This is a genomic window from Bacillus sp. V2I10 (genome assembly GCF_030817055.1).
Lineage (GTDB): Bacteria > Bacillota > Bacilli > Bacillales > Bacillaceae > Bacillus_P.
In genome coordinates, this window is the sequence record NZ_JAUSYV010000001.1 from 2,234,194 (window position 1) to 2,255,234 (window position 21,041).

The following is a 21,041-nucleotide window of genomic DNA, read 5'->3' on the forward strand; positions in this document are numbered from 1 at the left end:
AGGAAGTGTCTTTAAATGAAGCAATATTTGGACTTATGCAAACACGTGCTGCAATCTGGAACCGTAAAAGAAGACCGGACAGGAACTGGAACAATCAGCACATTCGGATATCAAATGAGATTTGATTTAAAAGAAGGATTTCCTCTTTTGACAACGAAAAAGCTTCACTTGAAGTCAATCATACATGAACTAATCTGGTTTTTGCGGGGAGATACGAACGTAAAATACCTGCAGGAAAATGGAGTGCGCATCTGGAATGAATGGGCAGATGAAAATGGCGAGCTTGGTCCTGTATACGGACATCAGTGGCGCTCATGGACAGGGGCGGACGGTCAGACGGTTGACCAGATCTCAAAGCTGATTAGCCAAATTAAAAACAATCCTGATTCACGCAGGCTCATTGTGAGTGCATGGAATCCTGCAGATGTCGATGAAATGGCACTGCCTCCATGTCATTGTTTTTTTCAATTTTACGTAGCTGACGGAAAGCTGTCCTGCCAGCTTTACCAGCGTTCTGCAGACGTTTTTCTTGGTGTCCCATTTAACATTGCATCCTATGCATTATTAACAATGATGGTGGCTCATGTGACAGATTTAGAACCAGGAGAGTTTGTTCATACATTTGGAGATGTGCATATTTATAAAAATCATCTAGAACAGATAGACCTTCAGTTAACCCGTGATGTACGTGAGCTTCCAAAAATGAGACTGAATCCTGATGTAAAGTCAATTTTTGATTTCACATATGAAGATTTCACATTAGAAGGCTATGACCCGCATCCTCATATTAAGGGAGCAGTCAGCGTATGATTTCAATGATTGTGGCGATGGATGAAAATCAGTTAATAGGGCGTAATAATGACCTTCCTTGGCGGATACCGGCAGATTTGGCTTATTTTAAAAAGGTTACGATGGGACATCCCATTCTAATGGGAAGAAAAACGTTTGATTCGATCGGAAAACCCCTGCCTGGCAGAGAGAATATCGTTCTTACTAGAAATAAGCAGTATTCACATGAGGGAATTAAAGTCATTCATTCATTGGATGAAGTGCTCGTAAATGAAGCTTATGCAGATCAAAATGTCTTTATCATCGGCGGAGCTGAAATTTTTAAAGCGTGTCTTCAGTCCGCAGACAGACTGTATGTGACAAAAATTTATGAAACATTTGAGGGAGATACTTATTTTCCTGAGTTTAAAGAAGACCTTTACAAAATCATTCATCGGGAAAAAGGTCCAAAAGATGAAAAAAATCCGTATGATTTTGAATTTATTGTTTATGAAAAATAGAATATGCATCTCAAAAACTCTCAAAGGCTGAGCCCTCTGAGAGTTTTTTTTTATACCTTATATAAATGGTACATCTGGTACATAGAACAGGACACAGAAAAACATAGCTGCACTGCCGGCTAGAACAAAGCCGTGCCAGATGGCGTGGTGATAGGGTATTTTTCGCCATACATAGAAGATCGCTCCGATCGTATACAGCAGTCCTCCAGTAAGTAGCAGCGCAAATCCCTCAGGACTTAAAAATTCATATAGTGGTTTTATAGCGATAATAATCAGCCATCCCATCAGGATATAGGCAAGTGTTGATAAAATAACAAACTTCTTAACGAAGAAAATTTTCAGCACGATTCCTGCGATTGCAAGTCCCCATACAATACCAAGCAGGGTAAAGCCAAGTGTTCCCCGGAGAGGAACGAGCAGAAACGGCGTATATGTGCCTGCAATCAGCAAATAGATGGCGGAATGATCCAGAATTTCAAAAACATCCTTTGCCTTGCGGTGAGGAATTGCGTGCAGCAAGGTTGAAAAAAGATATAAAAGGATCATGGTTGCGCCAAAGATTGAAAAGCTGACAATATGCCAGGCGTCACCGTATTTAGAGGCAAAGATGATAAGATAAACCAATGCGGGTATGCTTAGCAGGACACCAATCCCATGTGTTATGGCGTTTGCAATTTCTTCTTTAATCGAGTACTCCATTTTGCGCTGCCTCCTTATTTATCGTTTGAAGATTTTCCGTTAAGGACTGAAGAAAATCCAGGCCTTCAAGTGTAATTTTCGTTCCCGCACGTCCCCGTCCTTTTGTCACATAATCATTTTTCTCGAGGAAATCGAGTCGATGCCTAACCTGCTGAGGTGTTAGAGGGTGACGAGAATTCTTGCTGCTGTCAGAGATCATTCTCCGGCTTGCAGGCTCCCCTTCCTCATTGCTTGAACGGATGCATTCCAGAATAAAAAGATATTCTTGTTTGTCCATGAGAGTAAGCGGCTTATCCTTTTGATTTTTTGGTTCTTTTTTCTGTTTTGCAGACTCCTGCGACATAAATGGTTCTTTAGGAAGATCGTGCAGCTGAATGGAACGGCCGTCACAGACTGTTAGTAAATAATCAATAGTATTTTTAAGTTCCAGCACATTTCCTGGCCATTGATATTTCGTTAGAATGTCCAAAACCGTTTTATCCATGCGGACGTCCTGGCGCCGCTGCTTTATAAATGAAGCGGAAAGGATAGGAATATCGCTGCTCCGTTCGTTTAAAGACGGCAGTGTCAGCTTTAGTACGTTAAGATAATAGTAGAAGTCTTCGCGCAGGCTGCCTTCATCAATTAATGCTTTTAAATGAACGGTTGATGAGGCAATAATTCGTACATCCACTATTCCAGGCTTTGAGGATCCAATCCTCTGCACTTGTTTATCCTGCAGAACACGAAGCAATTGCGCCTGAAGTTTTATACTCAGGTCTGAAATTTCTTTTAGAAAAACAGTTCCGCCATCAGCTTTTTCAATAAGCCCTTGTTTATTTTCGTGTTCATTGCCGAAAAGTTCATATTCAAGGACATCTTCTGAATATGTACTGCAGTTTATTGCCGCAAACGGCTTTTGTGCCCGCTCTGACCCATTATGGATGGCATTCGCAAACAGTTGCTTGCCGGTTCCGGTTGAACCTTCGATAATTATCGGCAAATCTGCTTTTGCGAGCTTTTTTGCTATATATTTTTTTTCAATGAAAAGAGGATGGTCTCCAATAATATCATCAAAATAATAAGCGGGTGCATGTTTTTCGATGATTTTCAGCTCCTTAAATGATTAATTGGGTTTATTATAACACCCAAACACAACTAATTGGAACCAATAAGATTTATTTTTTTAGAAAATTTTGAGATGAAAGGGACAGGCAAGTTGAATGAACAAGGTTTACCCGAGGATGAAATGGAATGGTGCTAGAGGAAAAAGGCGCTTCCCAAGTTGAAAAAGGATTGAGGCATCAAACACCAATCCCTTTCTAACTAATCCAAAGACCTGTTTTAACTGATCCATTGTGTTCATTTGTGTGCGGGGTTGAAAACCTTGCCGCCCATATCCTCATTCTGATCATAAAACGGCCATTGTCTTCATTTGCTGCAACAAAACAAGGAATGCTTCCCCGGCAGACTTAAGTTCAAATTCCAAGAAAATAACCACCAATGTTAAGAAATTATGAGAAAATTTTAATAATAACTTTTAATTATGAATATTCATGATATAATGTTCCAATTAAATCATTGATTGAGAAAGGATTTTACCCTATGAAACAAATGATGAATCTTGAACCCGCTATTCATGTGGCAGACATCTTAAAGGCGCACCATTTGTTAAAAGATGTTGTCATTCATACACCTCTTCAAAAAGATGAACGCCTTTCTGAAAAATATGATTGCAGCGTCTATTTGAAAAGAGAAGATCTTCAGATAGTACGTTCTTTCAAATTAAGAGGCGCCTATAACAAAATTAAACAGCTGACAAAAGAAGAAACTGTTAATGGCATTGTTTGTGCCAGCGCCGGGAATCATGCGCAGGGAGTAGCCTATTCTTGCAAGCAATTGAATATTCACGGCAAAATCTTTATGCCATCCACTACCCCTAGACAAAAAGTATCTCAGGTAGAGCTTTTCGGACGAGGGCACGTTGAGATTATACTTACTGGCGACACGTTTGATGATTCATATAAAAAGGCAAGAGAATGCAGCGAGTCAGAGGATAGAGCCTTTATACATCCATTTGATGATTTAGAGGTCATCGCCGGACAGGGAACGATTGCCATTGAAATTCTTAATGACTGCGATGCAGAGCTTGATTACGTATTTGCAAGTATTGGAGGAGGAGGACTGATATCAGGTATCGGGACTTATTTTAAACAAGTTTCCCCGGGCACGAAGGTCATTGGAGTTGAACCAGAGGGGGCACCTTCTTTTGCGGAATCGATTACAGCCGGAGAAGTGGTGGAGCTTGAAAATATTGATAAATTTGTGGACGGAGCAGCAGTGAAGCGGATTGGAGATCATAATTTTTCAATTTGCAGACAGACTGTAGATGATCATATCCTTGTGCCGGAGGGAAAAGTTTGCACCACGATTTTAAGCCTGTACAATGAGAATGCAATTGTTGCCGAGCCTGCAGGTGCTCTTCCAATCGCTGCCCTTGATTTTTACAGAGACGAAATCAAGGGGAAAAACATTGTCTGTATTATCAGCGGAGGGAATAATGACATTGGCCGCATGCAGGAAATGAAAGAGCGCTCGCTGATGTATGAAGGGCTGCAGCACTACTTTATTGTGAATTTTCCTCAGCGCGCCGGCGCACTTAGAGAATTTCTCGATGAAGTGCTTGGTCCAAACGATGACATTTCCAGATTTGAATATACGAAAAAGAACAATCGCGACAGCGGACCTGCATTTGTTGGAATTGAGCTGAAAAACAAAGAGGACTACACGGGTTTGCTGAATAGAATGCAGCGAAAAGGTTTTCCATTTACTGAAGTGAAAAAAGACAGCAGTTTATTTCATCTTTTCATTTAATTTTTGAATGAAAATTTTAGCCTTTACTGACACAATTAGACAGACTTCTGCTTTTAGTTGGGTTATAATATAAGAAACGGGTGAAAAAGAGGATTGATAACTTGTTATTCAAGAGCCTAGAGTTCAAGCTGTTAAATGGACATAAGGTAAAAATCACAGATATTCCAGTATTGGAGGAAGATAATCAATACCGATTTCTCGTTCAAATCCGACTGCAGACGTTTTTATCAAAGATCACAGCACAGAATCATCCAAACGATATTTATTCGTTCAGGGATTACTTGAAAAAATCAATAAAGTGGCCAGATTATGAAGCCATTTATCAACCTGTCATTTTAAAACATAACGCATAGCACGCCATAAGACCGCATAAACAACTTGCGGTCTTTTCTTTTGTTAAAATGAGAATAAAATATCCAAATTATTAAAAAGCTAGGAAAGGGTTTTACATAAGAATTGTAAGCAAATAAGATTGAAACATCTTTAATTGAGGGTATAATACAAGATAGTTAGATTAATAGGGAAGTGATACCGTTGACAAGCGTTAAAATTGTGACTGATTCCACAGGAGATCTAAGTCATGAGATGATTGAAAAATACGATATTAAAGTAGTTCCGCTGACGATCGTGATAGACGATGAATCTTACCTTGACCGTGTGGACATAGAGCCGGAAGAATTTATAAAAAAGATGAAAGAAGCGGACGAGCTTCCCAAAAGCTCACAGCCACCTGTTGGAAAGTTTGCACAAGTTTACGATGAACTCAGTGCAGACGGCAGCAGTATCATTTCTATACATATGACCGGGGGCATGAGCGGCACCGTTCGTTCAGCCGAAAGTGCAGCGGGTATGACAGATGCAGATGTTACCGTAATCGACTCCATGTTTATTTCAAGGGCAATGGCCTTTCAAGTGATTGAAGCTGCAAAAATGGCCCAGGCAGGTGCCTCCAAACAGGAAATTCTCGAACGGATTGAACACATTCGCAAAAACAGCCAGCTTTTCGTAACAGTAGATACACTTGAAAACCTGGTGAAAGGCGGCAGAATCGGCAGAGGCAAAGGGATGATCGGCTCACTTCTTAATATCAAGCCGATTGCGTCGCTTGCAGATGGCGTTTATACCCCTGTCACAAAAGTGAGGAGCCACTCACAAATTGTGAAATTTCTGGCCAAACAGTTCGCGGAAGATGTGAAAAACAAAACAGTAAAAGCTGTTGGCATCGTGCATGCAGATTCATTAGCGCTTGCAACAAACTTAAAAAATGCTCTCCTCGAAATGAATGCAGACTATCCAATTGATATATGCTACACAACGCCTGTTATTTCAACACATACTGGTCCAGGTGCCATAGGATTTATGTATTTTGCTGAATAGAGTTAATGACGCATGGGAAAATCCATGCGTTTTTTATGAGTTCTTTCTTTGAGTAGTTCATTAAATGCGAGATCTGTTTTCAGAAAATTGAAACCTTTCATCCTGACAAACGTATATATCAATAGAAAGTATCCTATGAAGCAGGTGATCAAAAATGCTTTGGATCATACTATTTTCACCACTGCTCCTTTTATCTGCCCTCGCCATCTATTTTGACAAAGTATCCGGAATGAGTCTTCCTGAACACTCAAAACAGGATGAGCATTCAGGTTTTCTTTCAGGAAATGCAAATGCAATGAACAGCAATGGAGGAGACGGAAACTCATTCTCGATTTAAAAAAACGGATGTTCCACTTTGGGAAATCCGTTTTTTTCTGCTCAAACTTCAGGGTTCTCAGTATCTGTTGGTTCCGCATAACCCTCTTTATACTGCTCATCAATTAAATCGCGGACATTTTTCATTGACATGCCTTTTTCATGTTCGATAATAGCTTTGGCTGCAATTTCAAGACAGACTCCGCATTTTGTCCCGTGATCGTCCCAGACGATGCCTCCGTTTTCTTTGCGTTCTTTAATGAAACAATTTCCATTATCCTTGTGTCCGGCAGATTCACCGCACCCGCAGTAGCAAGGCATATAGCTTAATAATTCCTCATGCTTTGCGGCTGCCGTATACAGGGTTTTAATTTCATCAGGCTGATCATTAAGAAACGAAGGAAGGACATCTGCTGACCTCGTTTCTTCTTGAATATCACCATTATCTTTAAAGGAGAGGCGGCTGCTGTGTTCGTGCTTCTTTTCACTGCTGGCGGATTCCTGACATCCGGCAAGTAAAACGGAACCTGCTAAAAATGCTGTCATGACGAATTGAACTTTGGTTTTCAAGGCACTTCACCTGCTTTTATTAGTTACTCATACTCTATCATATCTGCGCGATGGAACTTTTGAACAATTTATGAATTCCCATCTCATATAGATTAAAGAAGGGGTGAGGGGATGGCTAAAAAAGTCCTGTTCTTTGGAGATTTTGGGGTGGATGATATTGTCGCTTTGATGTACAGCTATTACAATAAGCAGATAGATGTAATTGGAATTGTCGCAGATTATGGCAATGTGTCTAAAGAGACTGCAATAAACAGCGCACGTTATTTTACTATGCTGACAAAGACAAATAATATCCCAATAATCGGGGGAGCAGCCAGACCCCTGACTGGTGAAATTCCTGTCTTTTATCCTGAAATTCATGGAGAGCAAGGATTGGGTCCAATTGTTCCGGAGATTGAAGTTTCACAGGAAGACTTTGAAAACTTTGAGCTGATCCGTTCACTCATTATTGAGCACCATTATGATTTAACCATTGTGAACGTTGGGCGCCTGACATCTCTTGCCACTGCTTTTGTTTTATTTCCGACTGTGCTTGGGAAGGTTAAGGAGATTTTTATTATGGGCGGGGCCTTTCTTTATCCGGGAAATGTCACGCCAGTTGCAGAAGCGAATTTTTACGGCGATCCCGCTGCAGCAAATCTTGTGATGACAATCGCAAAACGAGTCACCATTTTCCCGCTGAACGTCACCAATTATGCAATCATACCCGAGGAAATTATAGCGGATTTAGATCACTATTATCGGCGGAAAAATGACGAAGTAGGAATGCTGCTAAAACCGATGATTGATTTTTATACGAATTTTTAAAAAAAACACCCCCGAAATAGCGGGAGGACCTCTGCACGACCTGCTGACCTTATGGGGTGCAGTGAATGAAAAGCAGATAACTCTTGTAGAAAAGCCTGTTAAAATTATTCTAGAATCTGAATTTGCGAGAGGACAGAGTATAGCAGACTTCAGACCTTATAAAACCCTTGCTGATTACCCCGTTCACGGTATTGCGGTTAAGTTTAACTATGACGCTTTTATTGCTGATTTTGAGAGCATCATGAAGGGAGGATAATTGTGTCAATCATTTGAACTGTGTAACCACTTTCAAGCATGTGCTTCCCAATCTCTCAATGTTTTGTTAAACTTTTCATATTGGATTATTAGGAAAGGTGACTCCCTGCAATGAAAAAACACTATATACTATTACTTTTACTTGCTATTACTCTCTTATCAGGATGCGGTTCCAGCGGAATAAAAGGAGCTCTTAATTATGAAATTGCTGATTTTTCCTACATAAATCAGGATGGAAAGCCAGTCGGTTTAAATGATCTAAAAGGGGAAATCTGGGTAGCTAATTTCATTTTTACAAGCTGTGATACGGTTTGCCCGCCAATGACGGCGCATATGACAGAATTGCAGAAGCAGTTGAAAGAAGCTGGATTAGATGTACGGCTCGTCTCATTCAGTGTTGACCCTGAAGTGGACACCCCAGAGAAATTAAAGGAATTTGCAGGCAGATATCCTCTTTCACTTGAAAATTGGGATTTCCTGACCGGGTATTCTCAAAAGGAAATCGACAACTTTGCAAAAAGCAGCTTTAAAACGATCGTACAAAAGCCTGAAGGACAGGATCAAGTCATTCACGGAACATTGTTTTATTTAATTGATCAAAACGGCAAGGTCATGAAAGACTATGACGGAGTAGAAAATGTATCATATGATGAAATAATTGATGATGTAAAAAAGATACAGTAATGAAAATAAATCCGCAGATTGCGGATTTTTTTGCTCCATTACAGATAATGTTTCGATACTAATCATGATATTCACCTATTGGATTTACTGAGAATACAATACACCTAAATTGAAAATCAAATCAAAGAGGTGAAGCGAAAAAGATATGGTTTCATATATGGATTATACTTCTCCATCCGTTCAATACACGTTTACACGTAAATAAAAGCACCTTATTTAAAAAGGACAGCAGCAATTATATTAACGTATTAGGGATAAAACAGCTAGAGAGTCTGGAAAGTTATCTCTGCTTGATATATTTCTTAGTGCTCGAAATGTTGTGGAGCCGCATTATCATCATATAAGACCACTCTGCTTGCTGATGCCAGTGCAATTCCCTAATTCCGCCCGGCGTCAAACGCATATTGACTCCTGAGAGTGTAGTGGCAATCGGCAGTTCTCTTATTGTGATTTCTCTGGACCAGCCCCCATGATTTAATTGCATATGTGTGTCAGAAAAAGAGAATTTTAAGTTCGGCAAACTTCCAGCATCTGTTACAGGCGGAACCAGTAAATCAGGATTTTCAATGTCTCGCATGATGTCCCGCGGACCAAGATCTGTAGCGCCGGCACCATCTTCTCTAAGTGGCTGGGGAATATTTTTAAGAATGGATCTCTTTGAGAGCGGAGATTCCATAATACCTGCTCCTTTCATCAACTGCTCTATTTTTTAATCTGCTTTTTAATATATGCGCAAATCACTGTATGAGATGTTAAGTATATAAGTGATAGAGAAAACGCTATTTTTCTGAGAGGAAAAATAGCGTTTTTTATTTTATTACATAGATGGTACCTTCATTTATTTGATAATCAATTGAATACAGGGAAAATGATGAAAAAACAGCTTTCCTGATGGGTTCAGATTAAGATTCAATTTCACTGTCGGAAGTATACAGGATAATCTGTCAAGATGAAGCATCAATGTTAATTGTATGGAAGCATAAATGAATAGTGCTGATACTCATCTGTTTTTGCTGTAACTGTACGCAAATACATGTTATAATCATAGGCTAAAAGAACGGTGAAAGGGGATGATTACGATACGAAATCTGTTTATTTTGCTCATGGGATTACTGATGCTGCTATCCGGCTGTAATGCTTTATCAGGGAATCCTGCTGATATGGCTGCAAAACCGGTCAATAATAAAGAATATCTGATGAAGGAACCCATCCCCAAAAACTTTGTCCCAAGTAATTTAAATGTAGTTGCTATAGGTGATTCATTAACCGCCGGAGTAGGAGATGCCGATAATAATGGAGGCTACGTCGGAGATGTCAGCGATTTGCTGCAGCGCGAAGAAAACATTTCGTCTGTAGATGTGTCCAATTTTGGAGTCAGAGGTCATAAAACGACCGATTTGATAAAAGTTCTTGGAAATGAAAAAGTCATTGAAAAATTGAGAGATGCCGATATCATTTTGATGACAATTGGCGGAAATGATATTATGAAGGTTACACGCAATCATATTATAAACCTTAAACTTGGACCATACCGCGAGGAACAGCCTCTTTTTGAAAAACGGTTCAAAAAAATCATGAAGACGGTCCGGACCGCAAATCCTGATGCAGTCATTGTATATACAGGCTTATATAACCCTTTTAAATTTATGCTCCCTGAGCTCAGTGAAATTGACACGATTGTAGAAGAATGGAATCAGACATCAAACCGCATTATCATGGAAGACGGAAATGCCATTTTTGTCCCTACCCAAGACCTCTTTTCTAATCAATCGGTTGGGAAACTTCTATATATTGATGAGTTTCATCCGAGTGAAACAGGGTATTCATTAATAGCAGACAGGGTATACTCAAGCCTCTCAGACTAGATTTAAAAAGATTGGATGATTACTGTATGAGAAAATGGAAAACAGCCTTTATTATTTTACTCAGCTTAAACCTCATCTTTCTGCTTTTTATCATCGTATCGCCTTTTCTGCCTGCTGAACGGCCCCAGACGGAGTCAGCAGAGCTGACAAGTTCAGATACGATTCCTTTTACCGTGAGTTCTTCAAAAAGAGATCTAAATCTGCTGATTAATTATTACCTGGTTAAAGAAGCAAAAGCAAAAGAGCTGAATTACCGCGTAGAACTTGACGAAGAAGTGAATTTATACGGAACCGTAAAAGCATTCAATAAAGACGTTGATCTTACTCTTTCCTTCGATCCTCAAGTGAAAGAGGACGGCAATATGCTGCTTAAAGTGAAGCAATTATCTATAGGCCGTCTGACTATACCTGTTCCGTACGTGATGAGCTATATTAAAAAGACCTATCCATTGCCGGAATATGTATACATTGATCCGAAAAATGAAAGCATTGATGTTCAAATTACGGAGCTTAAATTTAAAAATAACCTGCGCGCAAAAGCAGAATCATTTGACCTGAAAAATGACGATATAAAATTTAAATTGTATGTTCCAATGGATATTCAAAATTGATTACGTTAAAAACACCATATTCTGACTTGAATATGGTGTTTTATTTTTATAAAAGAATAGGAAAGCATATAATTTTGCGCCTTGGTGTCTAGCTCCATTGCCCAACTCCTCGGCCAGAACAAATCCGGCAAAAAAGTCAAACCCGGACTTTTCTGCCGGATTCTTATCTGTCTGTCGGAGCTAAACGGGCGCTTCCGCTTTTCTTATGAAAATCATTCAAAAGTCACCGAATGATTCCCAGCAAGTGAATTTAATGCTGTAAAAATGAAAGAACGCTATTTATGATGGGAATTTCATTTTAAAAAGCAAACCCTTTCACAGATTCCTTAGTTCGATGAATAGGAATTAAGTCATGTTTTCAGTGGATTAATAAGAATAAATGATAGTAGTAGGATCAAAATGAAGCATGTATACTTATGAAAGATTTAGTCGAAATTAGGCGATTAGGACTTGCCAGCAGAGGAGGCAACTTCAATGCAATGTGATTATTGCGGAGAAAAAGAGATTGAAAAATTCTCAAACTACTGTCCGCATTGCGGAAAAAAATTATTTATGAATGACAGGGAACGGAAACTCTATCGTTTATCCAAACGTTCTTTATACATACTTCCTGCTGCGAGTTTTGTTTTAGTTTCAAGTCTATTATTTGCTGTATACGAGCATGAAGCAGCAAAAAATGAAGAAGTAGTTACGCTTCAAAAAAAAGCGGAGCAATCAGCTATAGCAGGAGAATACAGTAAAGCACTTCAATATGCTGAAAAGGGCATCCAATTAAGAAGTAGATATGATGTGCTTAAACAGGAAAAAGAGCTGATTATGCTGATTCAGGAATATAATCAGGATTTAGAACAAATTAAAGAACATATTCAAAAAAACAACTATGAACAAGCCTCAACAGAGATTGATTTATTAACCAGGATCATCAGCGGACATAAATCTCCACTTTACAGCCGCCTGCAGTCTGAACTCACCAAAGCAGATTTGAATGTGACGGTCGGAGAAATTAAAGAACAAATAAATGAACTGAATTCCATTGATCAGTTAGCTGAAAAACTTAAAGAGGTCACTGTGCTTGACGCAGCTGAAGCAGACATAGTGAAAGAACAAATCAAATCTAAAATGGTGATGATTGGTTCATCGAATGCTGAGGAGGATTTAACTCAAAAGCAATTCAACTCAGCCATTGTGACAGTGGATAAAGCATTGCAATATGATGGGGACAATGAAAAGCTATTGTCTTTAAAAGATAAAATCCTATCTGAAAAAACGGTTTTCGAACAGGCTGAACAAAAAAGGATAGAGAGAGCTGTTACAGCTGCAAAAGAGGAAAAACGCTTAAAAGATGAAGCTGTTAAGGTTTTAGAAACAAAAGTGACAGTAGATGAATTCGGAGATGCAAAAACCTCAGGAAAAATTAAAAATACTTCTAAATCTGCCATTCACTCTATAACCGTCCAATTCACGGTTTCTGACAAAGATGGAAAAGAGATTGAAAGAGGCAAAACAAACGTCTATCCGAATGAATTGAAACCGGGAAAAGACGCAGCCTTCGAACACATCACATATGGCGTAAATGATGATGTTGTTTTCACTATTGAAAATATCATGTTATACCAAGACTAATCGTTTTTTTTTGCAATCAGCTTTGTGAAGTATTTATTAAAGGATAAGAAAGGCAGGAATATGAAAAAAAACTGGATAATAAGCATCACATTGTCTATTCTAATTATTTCAGCAGGGGTTTTTGGCTATTTCCGCATTCAGTATTCTGCAGCAGAAAATGTATTCGCTGAGTCAGAAATCCTCCTTGAAAACAAGGAAAAACAGAAGGAGACAGAACTTGAATTAAAAGAAATTATCAGGGAAGCCCAAAAGAAGGTTGTCATGGTGGAGCTTGCAGATGGAACAGTTGGTTCAGGGTTTCTTTATAATAAAATGGGAGACATTATTACAAACGCGCATGTCGTAGCAGGTGTTAAAGATGTTAAAGTCAGAACCACCGATGCGAAAGGATTTGGCGGGAAAGTGATTGGAATCAGCACTGAAACAGATGTTGCGTTAGTGAGAGTAGAAGGATTAAGGAATCAGGAGCCGGTGCGGATATCAAAGCATCATGATGCAGAGCTTGGACAGGAAATACTAGCGCTTGGAAGTCCGCTTGGTTTGCAAAATACTGTTACTACAGGGATCATCAGCGGAACAAATCGAGATTTTGATCTGCCTCCCTACAAGTATTCGGGAGTTCATCAGATTTCTGCGCCTATTGCACCAGGAAACAGCGGGGGGCCCCTTTTGGAACGAAAAGATGGACAAGTCATCGGAATGAATTCCGCCAGAATGGAAGAAGGAGAAATCGGATTCAGCATACCTATTGAAGATATACTTCCACTTGCAGAAAGCTGGTCACAAAACCCGATGAAATCACTTCCAACAGATCTGGGTCTTGACGTTTCAGAGGAAATAAGTGAAAATAAAAAGTTAGAAACAGCTGATTATTTAATCAGCTACTACATAGAAAGTATTGACTTCCACGACTATGTAACGGCCTATTCATTATTAGGGAGCAGTTTGCAGACTGAAATGTCATATGAAGCCTTTAAAAAGCAGTTTAACGATTTGTTGTCTATCAAAATTCAACATCTCAATACAGAGAAAAAAGGTGAAAAGATTCATGTTTATGCAGACGTAATCGCTGAGATCAAACAAAACGGCAAAAAAGCTGAGCAGAAATATAAAGCTTCTTATATAGTGGCATATGAAAATGAACAGGCCAGAATAATCGAAGAAAAGAAAAAATGAAGAGGTGATGTGAATGAAAGATGTATTTATGTTATTTAGTGTGGCAGGCTTATTCATTTCCATGTATTTTGGAGGGATTGCTTATTTTGCCTATGTAGAGGAAAAAACGGATGAGGTGTTTATGAATGTCTCATATTGTGCAATTTTCCTGAGTGCAGCCGTTTATTCACTTCATTTAAAAGATGAAAAGAAAAGACGGAAAAACAATTAATCCATTACAAAGAGGAGGCGATATGCCTCCTTTTTGTCTATCGAATTATTATTTGCCTTCTTCAGTTCCTTCTTCAGGTGCTTCTTCAGTTCCTTCTTCAGGTACTTCTTCAGTTCCTTCTTCAGGTGCTTCTTCAGTAGTTTCTTCTTCAGTACCCTCTTCAGTAGTAGTTTCTTCTTCTGTACCTTCTGTTTCTTCCATGTTGTCTTCTTCAGGTGCGTCCGTTTCTGTGTCGTTACAAGCAGTCATTAATGAGATTGCCAATAAAGAAGCCCCAACTTTTAATAGCATATCTTTCTTCATTTTCTTTTTCCTCCCTTGTAACCTATCTGAATGAGATTTTTTAACCTGCATGTCTGCTGGTCAAACTCATCATAATCGATTTTTGAAGGAAAAATGTCATTTTTACGAAAACTGAACATGCTTTTTACATTCGCTTATTAATTTTACAATTTGTTAAAAAAAAGATTTTTTATCCAATAGTGACTATAACTTCTAGCTGTGGTGTACCATTTGCAAATCCAACAGCAAAAATTGTATAGGCTGTATCTGCTTTAAATTGAACTTTAGGAACAGTCAGGACGACATTGTCCGTTCCGGCAATACGAACTTCCAAATCTACTCTTCCTGGAGCTACTTTAATGTTTTTGGTAGCTTCGAGAAATGGAACATTTTTAAAAAGGATGTCTCCATTTTTAACTGAAATGTCAACAGCAGGAGCATCGGGAGATAAGTGGACGAACTTAACACTTGATTCTCCTGCCGGCACGAACGTTCTGTCAACAAATGGAATCAGCCTGAGTGCAGATAGATTTCCTGCTGCCGCAATTGTGTAAGTGATTCCCGGCAGAAGCATATACATGTCTGTCAGAACAGGACGGTTTGTTGTTCCGGCAGCATATAGATCTACCCTGTACTGTCCTGCTGGAAATTCGAGATAGTCACTAATTTCTTTGTATTTTACATTTTGCAGAGTCAGTTTCCCGTTAATGTAAATATCTACAGCTGGAGCGTCTGGCGATGCATGAATCACTCTGACTCTTGACATTCCGGGCTCCAATTGAGCCTGCGGCAAACGTGCTGCCTGATAGTGCATGCTATAAATCCATTTTTGCATCTCATTTAAATGTTTTTGATAATACATGACATGCTTCTGAGGATCGCTGTACTTGTAAAATTGGGCAAGCATATCGTACATCATGGCTTTTTCGGCATATTTATTCTTCCCATTCATTTTAGCGCACTCCCATCTATTCATTCGTCATTAACATATGAAGGGAGATAGGTGAATGTCACTAATTTTATTTATTCCACTAAACCATGTTTTAGTTTGCAGCAAGTAGGGTAGGTTACACTTGACGTCTAAATCTGGAGGAATTTAAAATGGAGCATTATGATCAAAACGTTGGAGAAGTCACACTGTCTTACTCAGATGATGGAGCCGGACATTGTATTATTCTGCTGCACGGGTTTTGCGGCAGCCGCGAATACTTTAAAAAAATCATTCCAGAACTGTCAAAAAAGCATCGCGTTATTGCTGTTGACTTAAGAGGACATGGCCATTCAAGTACGGCTAAAGGTGATTACAGGATTGAACACATGGCAGACGATATTGCTAAATTGATTCAAGTTCTCGAAATTGACAAAGTGACCATGATCGGCCACTCTCTGGGAGGATATGTAACGCTTGCATTTGCAAACCGGTTCCAAGAAATGCTTCACTCATTTTCGCTTCTGCATTCAACAGCACTTCCTGATGATGAAGGCGGAAAAGCTAATCGTGAAAAGGGAATGAAACGGATTGAGGAAGAGGGGATAGAAAGATTTGTTGAAGACTTAATTCCAAAGCTTTTTGCTCCAGGAAATTTGGAGAGATTAAAGGGTGAAGTGGAGTCAGCAAAACAAATCGGTTTTAAAACCTCTCAGTACGGGGCTATAGGTGCATTAGATGCTATGAAAAACAGGGCTGACCTCCAGGAGGTTTTGAAAAAAGAAAAACTGCCCATTCTGCTTATAGCAGGCAGAGAAGATCAAATTATTCCTAAGGAAAAAACGTTTTTACATAAGGGAACTCATATAACTGAACGCCTGCTTGAAAACAGCGGACATATGGGAATGCTTGAGGAGCCTGAAAAATTAACGGAAATCATCTTTGAATTCCTTGAAAAAAACGGCAAAATATAGATGGAAATGGTTACTAAATTGATGTTCAATTTAGTAACCATTTTTTATTTTTGTTTTAATGACTTGATGCTCAAATGGGGTTGGGCTGTTTTATGGATTAGCCGTAAGACAGATTTGGGGTACTGGCTGGACTTTATGAGTATCCAAAACCATTTAGTAATCCTATTTTTAAGAACCATCTGCTTTGTATGAGTCCTAAAACCCGGGAGTTAGCCTGATTGAGTACTCAACCGCGCTCTATGAGTTCCCAAAACTCGGGAGAAAGACTGTATGAGGGCTCAACCGCGCTCTATGAGTTCTCAAAATCCCGAATTAGTTCAGTTAGAGTACTCAACCGCAATCTATGAGTTCTCAAAATCCCGATGTAGTTCAGCTAGAGTACTCAATCGTGCCCTATGAGTTCTCAAAACTCAGGAGTAATCCAGTTAGAGTACTCAACCGTGCCCTATGAGTTCTCAAAACTCAGGAGTAATCCAGTTAGAGTACTCAACCGTGCCCTATGAGTTCTCAAAACTCAGGAGTAATCCAGTTAGAGTACTCAACCGCGCACTATGAGTTCTCAAAATCTCGAATTAGTTCAGTTAGGGAACTCAATCGTGCCCTATGAGTTCTCAAAACTCGGGGGTAGTCCAGTTAGAGTACTCAACCGCGCTCTATGAGTTCTCAAAACTCGGGGGTAGTCCAGTTAGAGTACTCAACCGCGCTCTATGAGTCCCAAAAAACCGGGAGTAGTCCAGTTTGAGGACTCAAACTGCCTCTATGATTGCAGTTGTGTTTGTTATTTCTCAAGAAAAAAGATAATAACACAAAAAAACGCCTAGAAAGAATCACTAAGCGTTTTCTAATGTTTAATTATATGGATTTTCTCATCCAAATGAACCTAAGCGTTTTTTTAATTCTGATTCAATTGAGCAAGCTTCACAAACGTGAGTTCATCCTCAATCAATCCGCACACGCCGCATTGAACTTTGTAATGCGGGCCTTTATAGGCTAGATGAAAAGGATCGAGTGCTTCTTGAGAAAATTCCTGAACAACGCTTCCGGTTTGAGGATCAAGCTTAACGGACTTTGCCGTCTGTTCAATTAAATTAAACCTTGTTCGATTCGTTTTGCAGTTCGGACACAGATAAGGTGCAGTCATATTGAAACCTCCTCTTGTTATGGTGGTATTTTTTCCATTACAAGGGAAGATTATGTATTTGTCCGAGATTACTGAACTCTATTTGGAGCGGTCGAGTTTTCCGAAAAGCTGAATCAGCTGATAAAGCTCTTCATCTGTATAGCACTGAAAGCGCTTTGAAAAAAATTCGGTTTTCTTGTTTTCAAATTCTGCTAATACAAGATGTCCCTGTTCAGAGAGTTCAATGACGGTGATGCGGCGGTCGTTTGGAGACCTTTTTCTTGTAATCAGCTCTTTGGCAATCAGAGAATCCGTTACGGTTGTAATATGGCTTGCCGAAACATCCAGCTCTTTAGCCAATACGCTTGAATTTAACGGGCCGTTATCTTTTAAGCTCTTCAGAACAATAAATTCGTTTCGCGACAATACGTTGCTAAGCACATGGTTAATTTCATTTCTGAGCTGCCGAACGATATTCCTCATTAGGGATTCCATTTCATACATCATTTGTTCACGATTTTCCACTTCCAAACCTCCCGGGCAGAACAATAGAGAACGGCATCGTTCATCTACATAAATATTCATTAAATGTAATGAAACAAACATAGATTGTCAAGAAGAACGGAGGAAGAGAGCAGAATTCTGGGATTTAAAGCTGGAAATGATATAATTGGAACATAGATTCACTCGAGGAGGAGGAAATAAGATGACTGAGAAAAAAACAGAGCTTGCCACATTTGCTGGTGGCTGCTTCTGGTGCATGGTTCAGCCGTTTGATGAACTGCCTGGCATAATCAGTGTAACTTCAGGCTATACTGGCGGACATAAAGAAAATCCAACGTATGAAGAAGTCTGCAGTGAGACAACCGGTCATTATGAAGCCGTGCAAATTGCATTCAATCCTGATATTTTTCCGTACGAGAGATTGCTTGAACTTTACTGGCAGCAAATTGATCCGACGGATGCTGGCGGTCAATTTTATGACCGAGGAGATTCCTACCGCACAGCCATCTTCTTTCATAATGAAAAGCAGCAGCAGCTTGCGGAAGAATCAAAGATGCAGCTTGAAGAAAGCGGACGCTTTAAAAAGCCGATTGTTACAGAGATTTTGCCGGCCAAACCGTTTTACGAAGCAGAAGACTACCACCAGCAATACTATCAAAAAAGTCCTCTAAGATATAATCAGTACCGCAAAGGCTCAGGCCGCGATGCATATATAAAAGACCATTGGGACAAAAGCAATCTGAAAGAAAAACTAACGCCTATTCAGTATGAAGTCACTCAAAACAATGGTACGGAGCGTCCATTTCAAAATGAGTATTACGATCATGAACAAGACGGTATTTACGTGGATATCGTTTCAGGTAAACCGCTTTTCAGCTCAACAGATAAATACGATGCAGGATGCGGCTGGCCAAGCTTCACCAAGCCAATTACCGATCATGAAGTTGTAGAGAAAAAAGATTTTTCTCATTTCATGATCCGTACAGAGGTCAGAAGCAAATCAGCCGATTCCCATCTCGGTCATGTGTTTAATGACGGACCAGGTCCAAACGGCCTCAGATACTGCATTAACTCGGCAGCACTCCGATTTGTTCCTAAAGAAGATCTTGAAAAAGAGGGATACGGAAAATATTTGGTGCTATTTCAATAGAAATGTAAGAGGACAGCCTGCGGGCTGTCCTTTTTTAATTGGAGTGCAATTTGGCGGATTGAGGAAAATGTTACTGATTATAAAAGCTATTTCCAGTAAAAATACTCTCCTGTTATTTTTGGTAACTATAAATGATGAAAGAAATGGTAAAGACAATAAGAAAATACAGCCAAAATCCAATTTTAAACGTTGCAATTCCAAGTCTCGTAAGAAGGGACAGTCCAATGAAGCAAAGAAAAGCATCCATAATGATATTAGCTGTGATGTAATGCAAGAAATATTTATACGTAAGGATAAAAATCCACATTGTTCCAACTGAAAATAGTCCATATGCGGGCAAAAACAATGCAGGCTCGCCGCCAGCTAGACCCACTGCAATCACAGGGTAAGAAAAAAATGTATACATATTTAATGCACTGAATGTGATGTAGTTTTTTTTCGGAAAAATCAACCTTTTCTGATAGAATCATAGGAATTTGATATAATCTTATAAACAAATGCAAGAGGAGGATAGCGCTATGACAATTAAAGGGTTTGAACATGTTGGGATACAAGTAGCGGATATAGAGAAATCAATTGAGTTTTATCAATCTGTCGCAGGATTAGAACTGATGGATCGATTTTTACATACTGACGGGAATATGAAGCTTGCTTTTTTAGGTATAAATAATTCCATAATCGTCGAATTGATAGAAGGGTACAATTCAAATCTTCCTGCAGAAGGAAAAGTGCATCATGTTGCTTTTAAGGTAAGCAATATCGAATCCGAAGAGGAAAGACTGCGCAGCCTTGGTGCCAAATTTATTTATGACGAAATCACAACATTGCCAAATGGAGCGAAATATCTCTTTTTTAAAGGTCCAGATGGTGAGTGGATTGAGTATTTCGAACCGATGAATGGCTAGGATGATGAATTTTTCCAAAGAGCTGGATACAGCGGAAGAAGAGTATCTGCATTTATTTTGCCGCGTGACGGAAACTGCGCTTTATAAAGCATTCAAGGATGATGCGCTAAAAGGGATGTACAGTCATCATTTTGCTAAAATGACGACTCCTTATCACCCCATCCTATTAAGAGAAGTGCTCTCGTCATCCAGGCAGGCATTAAATCGCAGTTTCATACATGTAAAGCTCCCTCTTAATGCAAGGGTAGATAAAAAAATGCTGTCCTATTTAACATCTGAAGACTACTTTTGCGATCTTGACTTATATTATTATCATGATTTGAAACATCTGGAAACCTGCACCAAAGTCATAACAAAGCTTGGTGAGGGTGATGCCCTTCATGATGCATGTCATGCCATGGAGCTTTATGATGCCAGACATATTAGCGCGTCATTCGCAAAAAATAAAATGAAGCGGAAAAAACCTTTTTATCTTTCAAAAGAAATACGACTTTACGTTTGTTATGAAAATGGAGTGCCGATCGGCAGCGCGGAGCTTTACATTTCCCCTGTCACAAACATTGCAAAAATTGAAGAGGTAGCGATATTGGATGAATATCAGCGGAGGGGATATGGCTCATCTTTTATGAAATGTCTTTTAAATGAGTCAAAGCGACTCGGAGCTGCATGCGCTTACCTTATAACGGTCAATGAAGCAGCATCCAGAGCTTTTTATGAAAAGCTTGGATTCGTAAAAGTGCTAGAGCAGGAGAATATTTTTAAAAATTTGCTTTAATGGTTATTTTTTCTTTTTTGCGTAAATGGGCGAATGCACATACGGGACAACCACCTATCTCATAAAGT

Annotated in this window: 26 protein-coding genes and 3 pseudogenes; 20 read left to right on the forward strand and 9 right to left on the reverse strand. The window is 39.3% G+C overall.

All coding sequences use genetic code 11. From position 1 onward, the window contains the following. Window positions 1-15 precede the first annotated feature (15 nt). Together QFZ72_RS11450 and QFZ72_RS11455 are read left to right on the forward strand one after the other, a co-directional pair. Window positions 16-810, forward strand: a complete 795-nt coding sequence (locus QFZ72_RS11450; RefSeq protein WP_307433264.1) for a thymidylate synthase — start codon at window positions 16-18, stop codon at window positions 808-810. Then, on the forward strand, window positions 807-1,289 hold the full coding sequence (locus QFZ72_RS11455) for a dihydrofolate reductase (protein ID WP_307433266.1): 483 nt from the start codon (window positions 807-809) through the stop codon (window positions 1,287-1,289). Before QFZ72_RS11450 ends, QFZ72_RS11455 begins: the two co-directional genes overlap by 4 nt. Before the next feature lie 57 nt (window positions 1,290-1,346). Here the strand turns inward: QFZ72_RS11455 and trhA are convergent, their stop codons facing one another. Both trhA and QFZ72_RS11465 read right to left on the reverse strand, forming a co-directional pair. Further along, entirely contained in the window at window positions 1,347-1,988 is a 642-nt protein-coding gene (gene trhA / locus QFZ72_RS11460) for a PAQR family membrane homeostasis protein TrhA (RefSeq protein WP_307433269.1), read from the reverse strand. Then, window positions 1,972-3,081 carry a sigma 54-interacting transcriptional regulator gene (locus tag QFZ72_RS11465; RefSeq protein ID WP_307439716.1) on the reverse strand — a complete coding sequence of 370 codons (1,110 nt, stop codon included), beginning with the start codon at window positions 3,079-3,081 and terminating at the stop codon, window positions 1,972-1,974. The genes trhA and QFZ72_RS11465 overlap by 17 nt, the downstream gene beginning before the upstream one ends. Window positions 3,082-3,572: 491 nt before the next feature. On the opposite strand from QFZ72_RS11465, the gene ilvA reads away from it, so the two are divergent. The 4 genes from ilvA (at window position 3,573) to QFZ72_RS11485 (ending at window position 6,555) form a co-directional block, all read left to right on the forward strand. Continuing rightward, a complete protein-coding gene (gene ilvA, locus QFZ72_RS11470) occupies window positions 3,573-4,841 on the forward strand; it encodes a threonine ammonia-lyase IlvA (protein WP_307433271.1) in 1,269 nt (422 codons plus the stop codon). A 101-nt stretch (window positions 4,842-4,942) separates the two neighbouring features. After that, window positions 4,943-5,194 (forward strand): DUF2535 family protein, encoded by a 252-nt coding sequence (locus QFZ72_RS11475; RefSeq protein ID WP_307433274.1) that lies wholly within the window; start codon window positions 4,943-4,945, stop codon window positions 5,192-5,194. 181 nt (window positions 5,195-5,375) lie between these two features. Further along, entirely contained in the window at window positions 5,376-6,218 is an 843-nt protein-coding gene (locus QFZ72_RS11480; RefSeq protein ID WP_307433276.1) for a DegV family protein, read from the forward strand. Between the two features lie 154 nt (window positions 6,219-6,372). Then, window positions 6,373-6,555, forward strand: coding sequence for a hypothetical protein (locus QFZ72_RS11485; RefSeq protein WP_307433280.1), 183 nt, complete (start codon window positions 6,373-6,375; stop codon window positions 6,553-6,555). A 41-nt stretch (window positions 6,556-6,596) separates the two neighbouring features. Here the strand turns inward: QFZ72_RS11485 and QFZ72_RS11490 are convergent, their stop codons facing one another. Then, complete coding sequence (locus QFZ72_RS11490) at window positions 6,597-7,103, reverse strand: PCYCGC motif-containing (lipo)protein (protein ID WP_373464477.1); 507 nt, start codon at window positions 7,101-7,103, stop codon at window positions 6,597-6,599. A 111-nt stretch (window positions 7,104-7,214) separates the two neighbouring features. Between QFZ72_RS11490 and QFZ72_RS11495 the strand changes: the two genes are divergently transcribed. The 4 genes and pseudogenes from QFZ72_RS11495 to QFZ72_RS11510 form a co-directional block, all read left to right on the forward strand. Then, window positions 7,215-7,910, forward strand: coding sequence for a nucleoside hydrolase (locus QFZ72_RS11495; protein ID WP_307433281.1), 696 nt, complete (start codon window positions 7,215-7,217; stop codon window positions 7,908-7,910). A 61-nt stretch (window positions 7,911-7,971) separates the two neighbouring features. Continuing rightward, window positions 7,972-8,166 carry a hypothetical protein gene (locus QFZ72_RS11500; protein ID WP_307433284.1) on the forward strand — a complete coding sequence of 65 codons (195 nt, stop codon included), beginning with the start codon at window positions 7,972-7,974 and terminating at the stop codon, window positions 8,164-8,166. A gap of 110 nt (window positions 8,167-8,276) precedes the next feature. Then, on the forward strand, window positions 8,277-8,849 hold the full coding sequence (locus QFZ72_RS11505; protein WP_307433286.1) for an SCO family protein: 573 nt from the start codon (window positions 8,277-8,279) through the stop codon (window positions 8,847-8,849). 145 nt (window positions 8,850-8,994) lie between these two features. After that, window positions 8,995-9,186, forward strand: a pseudogene (locus QFZ72_RS11510) (cupin domain-containing protein); the annotation flags it as partial. Here the strand turns inward: QFZ72_RS11510 and QFZ72_RS11515 are convergent. Next, window positions 9,181-9,525, reverse strand: a pseudogene (locus QFZ72_RS11515) (cupin domain-containing protein); the annotation flags it as partial. The pseudogenes QFZ72_RS11510 and QFZ72_RS11515 overlap by 6 nt on opposite strands. A 394-nt stretch (window positions 9,526-9,919) precedes the next feature. Here QFZ72_RS11515 and QFZ72_RS11520 point away from each other — a divergent pair. From QFZ72_RS11520 to ypmT, 5 genes are all read left to right on the forward strand, one after another. Next, window positions 9,920-10,714, forward strand: a complete 795-nt coding sequence (locus QFZ72_RS11520; protein ID WP_307433289.1) for an SGNH/GDSL hydrolase family protein — start codon at window positions 9,920-9,922, stop codon at window positions 10,712-10,714. Between the two features lie 26 nt (window positions 10,715-10,740). Beyond that, complete coding sequence (locus tag QFZ72_RS11525; protein WP_307433291.1) at window positions 10,741-11,325, forward strand: YpmS family protein; 585 nt, start codon at window positions 10,741-10,743, stop codon at window positions 11,323-11,325. 474 nt (window positions 11,326-11,799) lie between these two features. Further along, complete coding sequence (locus QFZ72_RS11530) at window positions 11,800-12,948, forward strand: FxLYD domain-containing protein (RefSeq protein WP_307433294.1); 1,149 nt, start codon at window positions 11,800-11,802, stop codon at window positions 12,946-12,948. A 60-nt stretch (window positions 12,949-13,008) separates the two neighbouring features. After that, window positions 13,009-14,124, forward strand: coding sequence for a S1C family serine protease (locus QFZ72_RS11535; RefSeq protein ID WP_307433296.1), 1,116 nt, complete (start codon window positions 13,009-13,011; stop codon window positions 14,122-14,124). A 13-nt stretch (window positions 14,125-14,137) separates the two neighbouring features. Further along, window positions 14,138-14,335 carry a protein YpmT gene (ypmT, locus tag QFZ72_RS11540; RefSeq protein WP_307433299.1) on the forward strand — a complete coding sequence of 66 codons (198 nt, stop codon included), beginning with the start codon at window positions 14,138-14,140 and terminating at the stop codon, window positions 14,333-14,335. Between the two features lie 48 nt (window positions 14,336-14,383). Here ypmT and QFZ72_RS11545 read toward each other — a convergent pair whose 3' ends face one another. Continuing rightward, window positions 14,384-14,638 (reverse strand): hypothetical protein, encoded by a 255-nt coding sequence (locus QFZ72_RS11545; RefSeq protein ID WP_307433302.1) that lies wholly within the window; start codon window positions 14,636-14,638, stop codon window positions 14,384-14,386. Between the two features lie 169 nt (window positions 14,639-14,807). Continuing rightward, window positions 14,808-15,569 carry a DUF4397 domain-containing protein gene (locus tag QFZ72_RS11550; RefSeq protein ID WP_307433305.1) on the reverse strand — a complete coding sequence of 254 codons (762 nt, stop codon included), beginning with the start codon at window positions 15,567-15,569 and terminating at the stop codon, window positions 14,808-14,810. 149 nt (window positions 15,570-15,718) lie between these two features. On the opposite strand from QFZ72_RS11550, the gene QFZ72_RS11555 reads away from it, so the two are divergent. Continuing rightward, window positions 15,719-16,519, forward strand: coding sequence for an alpha/beta fold hydrolase (locus QFZ72_RS11555; protein WP_307433307.1), 801 nt, complete (start codon window positions 15,719-15,721; stop codon window positions 16,517-16,519). Window positions 16,520-17,411: 892 nt separating this feature from the next. On the opposite strand, the gene QFZ72_RS11560 is transcribed toward QFZ72_RS11555, so the two are convergent. Together QFZ72_RS11560 and QFZ72_RS11565 are read right to left on the reverse strand one after the other, a co-directional pair. Further along, complete coding sequence (locus tag QFZ72_RS11560) at window positions 17,412-17,660, reverse strand: DNA alkylation repair protein (RefSeq protein ID WP_307433309.1); 249 nt, start codon at window positions 17,658-17,660, stop codon at window positions 17,412-17,414. Window positions 17,661-17,738: 78 nt separating this feature from the next. Further along, on the reverse strand, window positions 17,739-18,164 hold the full coding sequence (locus QFZ72_RS11565; protein WP_307433312.1) for a MarR family winged helix-turn-helix transcriptional regulator: 426 nt from the start codon (window positions 18,162-18,164) through the stop codon (window positions 17,739-17,741). 181 nt (window positions 18,165-18,345) lie between these two features. On the opposite strand from QFZ72_RS11565, the pseudogene msrA reads away from it, so the two are divergent. Together msrA and msrB are read left to right on the forward strand one after the other, a co-directional pair. Then, window positions 18,346-18,810 (forward strand): annotated as a pseudogene (msrA, locus tag QFZ72_RS29450) (peptide-methionine (S)-S-oxide reductase MsrA); the annotation flags it as partial. 72 nt (window positions 18,811-18,882) lie between these two features. After that, window positions 18,883-19,293 carry a peptide-methionine (R)-S-oxide reductase MsrB gene (gene msrB / locus QFZ72_RS29455; protein ID WP_373464684.1) on the forward strand — a complete coding sequence of 137 codons (411 nt, stop codon included), beginning with the start codon at window positions 18,883-18,885 and terminating at the stop codon, window positions 19,291-19,293. 112 nt (window positions 19,294-19,405) lie between these two features. On the opposite strand, the gene QFZ72_RS11575 is transcribed toward msrB, so the two are convergent. Continuing rightward, on the reverse strand, window positions 19,406-19,699 hold the full coding sequence (locus QFZ72_RS11575) for a hypothetical protein (RefSeq protein ID WP_307433319.1): 294 nt from the start codon (window positions 19,697-19,699) through the stop codon (window positions 19,406-19,408). A gap of 112 nt (window positions 19,700-19,811) precedes the next feature. Here QFZ72_RS11575 and QFZ72_RS11580 point away from each other — a divergent pair, with 112 nt between their 5' ends. Continuing rightward, window positions 19,812-20,198 (forward strand): VOC family protein, encoded by a 387-nt coding sequence (locus tag QFZ72_RS11580; RefSeq protein ID WP_307433323.1) that lies wholly within the window; start codon window positions 19,812-19,814, stop codon window positions 20,196-20,198. 4 nt (window positions 20,199-20,202) lie between these two features. Beyond that, the gene (locus tag QFZ72_RS11585) at window positions 20,203-20,973 is read left to right on the forward strand and encodes a GNAT family N-acetyltransferase (RefSeq protein WP_307433326.1); all 771 of its coding nucleotides are present in this window, start codon (window positions 20,203-20,205) and stop codon (window positions 20,971-20,973) included. Window positions 20,974-21,041: the final 68 nt, after the last annotated feature.

What these genes read in the sequence shown, in the direction of transcription:
- QFZ72_RS11525 (WP_307433291.1), top strand. Translation starts at nt 10,741, where the DNA reads ATGAGAAAATGGAAAACAGCCTTTATTATTTTACTCAGCTTAAACCTC.
- QFZ72_RS11520 (WP_307433289.1), top strand. Translation starts at nt 9,920, where the DNA reads ATGATTACGATACGAAATCTGTTTATTTTGCTCATGGGATTACTGATG.
- trhA (WP_307433269.1), bottom strand. Translation starts at nt 1,988, where the DNA reads ATGGAGTACTCGATTAAAGAAGAAATTGCAAACGCCATAACACATGGG.
- QFZ72_RS11545 (WP_307433302.1), bottom strand. Translation starts at nt 14,638, where the DNA reads ATGAAGAAAGATATGCTATTAAAAGTTGGGGCTTCTTTATTGGCAATC.
- QFZ72_RS11485 (WP_307433280.1), top strand. Translation starts at nt 6,373, where the DNA reads ATGCTTTGGATCATACTATTTTCACCACTGCTCCTTTTATCTGCCCTC.
- QFZ72_RS11495 (WP_307433281.1), top strand. Translation starts at nt 7,215, where the DNA reads ATGGCTAAAAAAGTCCTGTTCTTTGGAGATTTTGGGGTGGATGATATT.
- QFZ72_RS11580 (WP_307433323.1), top strand. Translation starts at nt 19,812, where the DNA reads ATGACAATTAAAGGGTTTGAACATGTTGGGATACAAGTAGCGGATATA.
- ilvA (WP_307433271.1), top strand. Translation starts at nt 3,573, where the DNA reads ATGAAACAAATGATGAATCTTGAACCCGCTATTCATGTGGCAGACATC.
- QFZ72_RS11555 (WP_307433307.1), top strand. Translation starts at nt 15,719, where the DNA reads ATGGAGCATTATGATCAAAACGTTGGAGAAGTCACACTGTCTTACTCA.
- QFZ72_RS11585 (WP_307433326.1), top strand. Translation starts at nt 20,203, where the DNA reads ATGAATTTTTCCAAAGAGCTGGATACAGCGGAAGAAGAGTATCTGCAT.
- QFZ72_RS11505 (WP_307433286.1), top strand. Translation starts at nt 8,277, where the DNA reads ATGAAAAAACACTATATACTATTACTTTTACTTGCTATTACTCTCTTA.
- QFZ72_RS11550 (WP_307433305.1), bottom strand. Translation starts at nt 15,569, where the DNA reads ATGAATGGGAAGAATAAATATGCCGAAAAAGCCATGATGTACGATATG.
- QFZ72_RS11535 (WP_307433296.1), top strand. Translation starts at nt 13,009, where the DNA reads ATGAAAAAAAACTGGATAATAAGCATCACATTGTCTATTCTAATTATT.
- ypmT (WP_307433299.1), top strand. Translation starts at nt 14,138, where the DNA reads ATGAAAGATGTATTTATGTTATTTAGTGTGGCAGGCTTATTCATTTCC.
- QFZ72_RS11530 (WP_307433294.1), top strand. Translation starts at nt 11,800, where the DNA reads ATGCAATGTGATTATTGCGGAGAAAAAGAGATTGAAAAATTCTCAAAC.
- QFZ72_RS11560 (WP_307433309.1), bottom strand. Translation starts at nt 17,660, where the DNA reads ATGACTGCACCTTATCTGTGTCCGAACTGCAAAACGAATCGAACAAGG.
- QFZ72_RS11575 (WP_307433319.1), bottom strand. Translation starts at nt 19,699, where the DNA reads ATGTATACATTTTTTTCTTACCCTGTGATTGCAGTGGGTCTAGCTGGC.
- QFZ72_RS11450 (WP_307433264.1), top strand. Translation starts at nt 16, where the DNA reads ATGAAGCAATATTTGGACTTATGCAAACACGTGCTGCAATCTGGAACC.
- QFZ72_RS11455 (WP_307433266.1), top strand. Translation starts at nt 807, where the DNA reads ATGATTTCAATGATTGTGGCGATGGATGAAAATCAGTTAATAGGGCGT.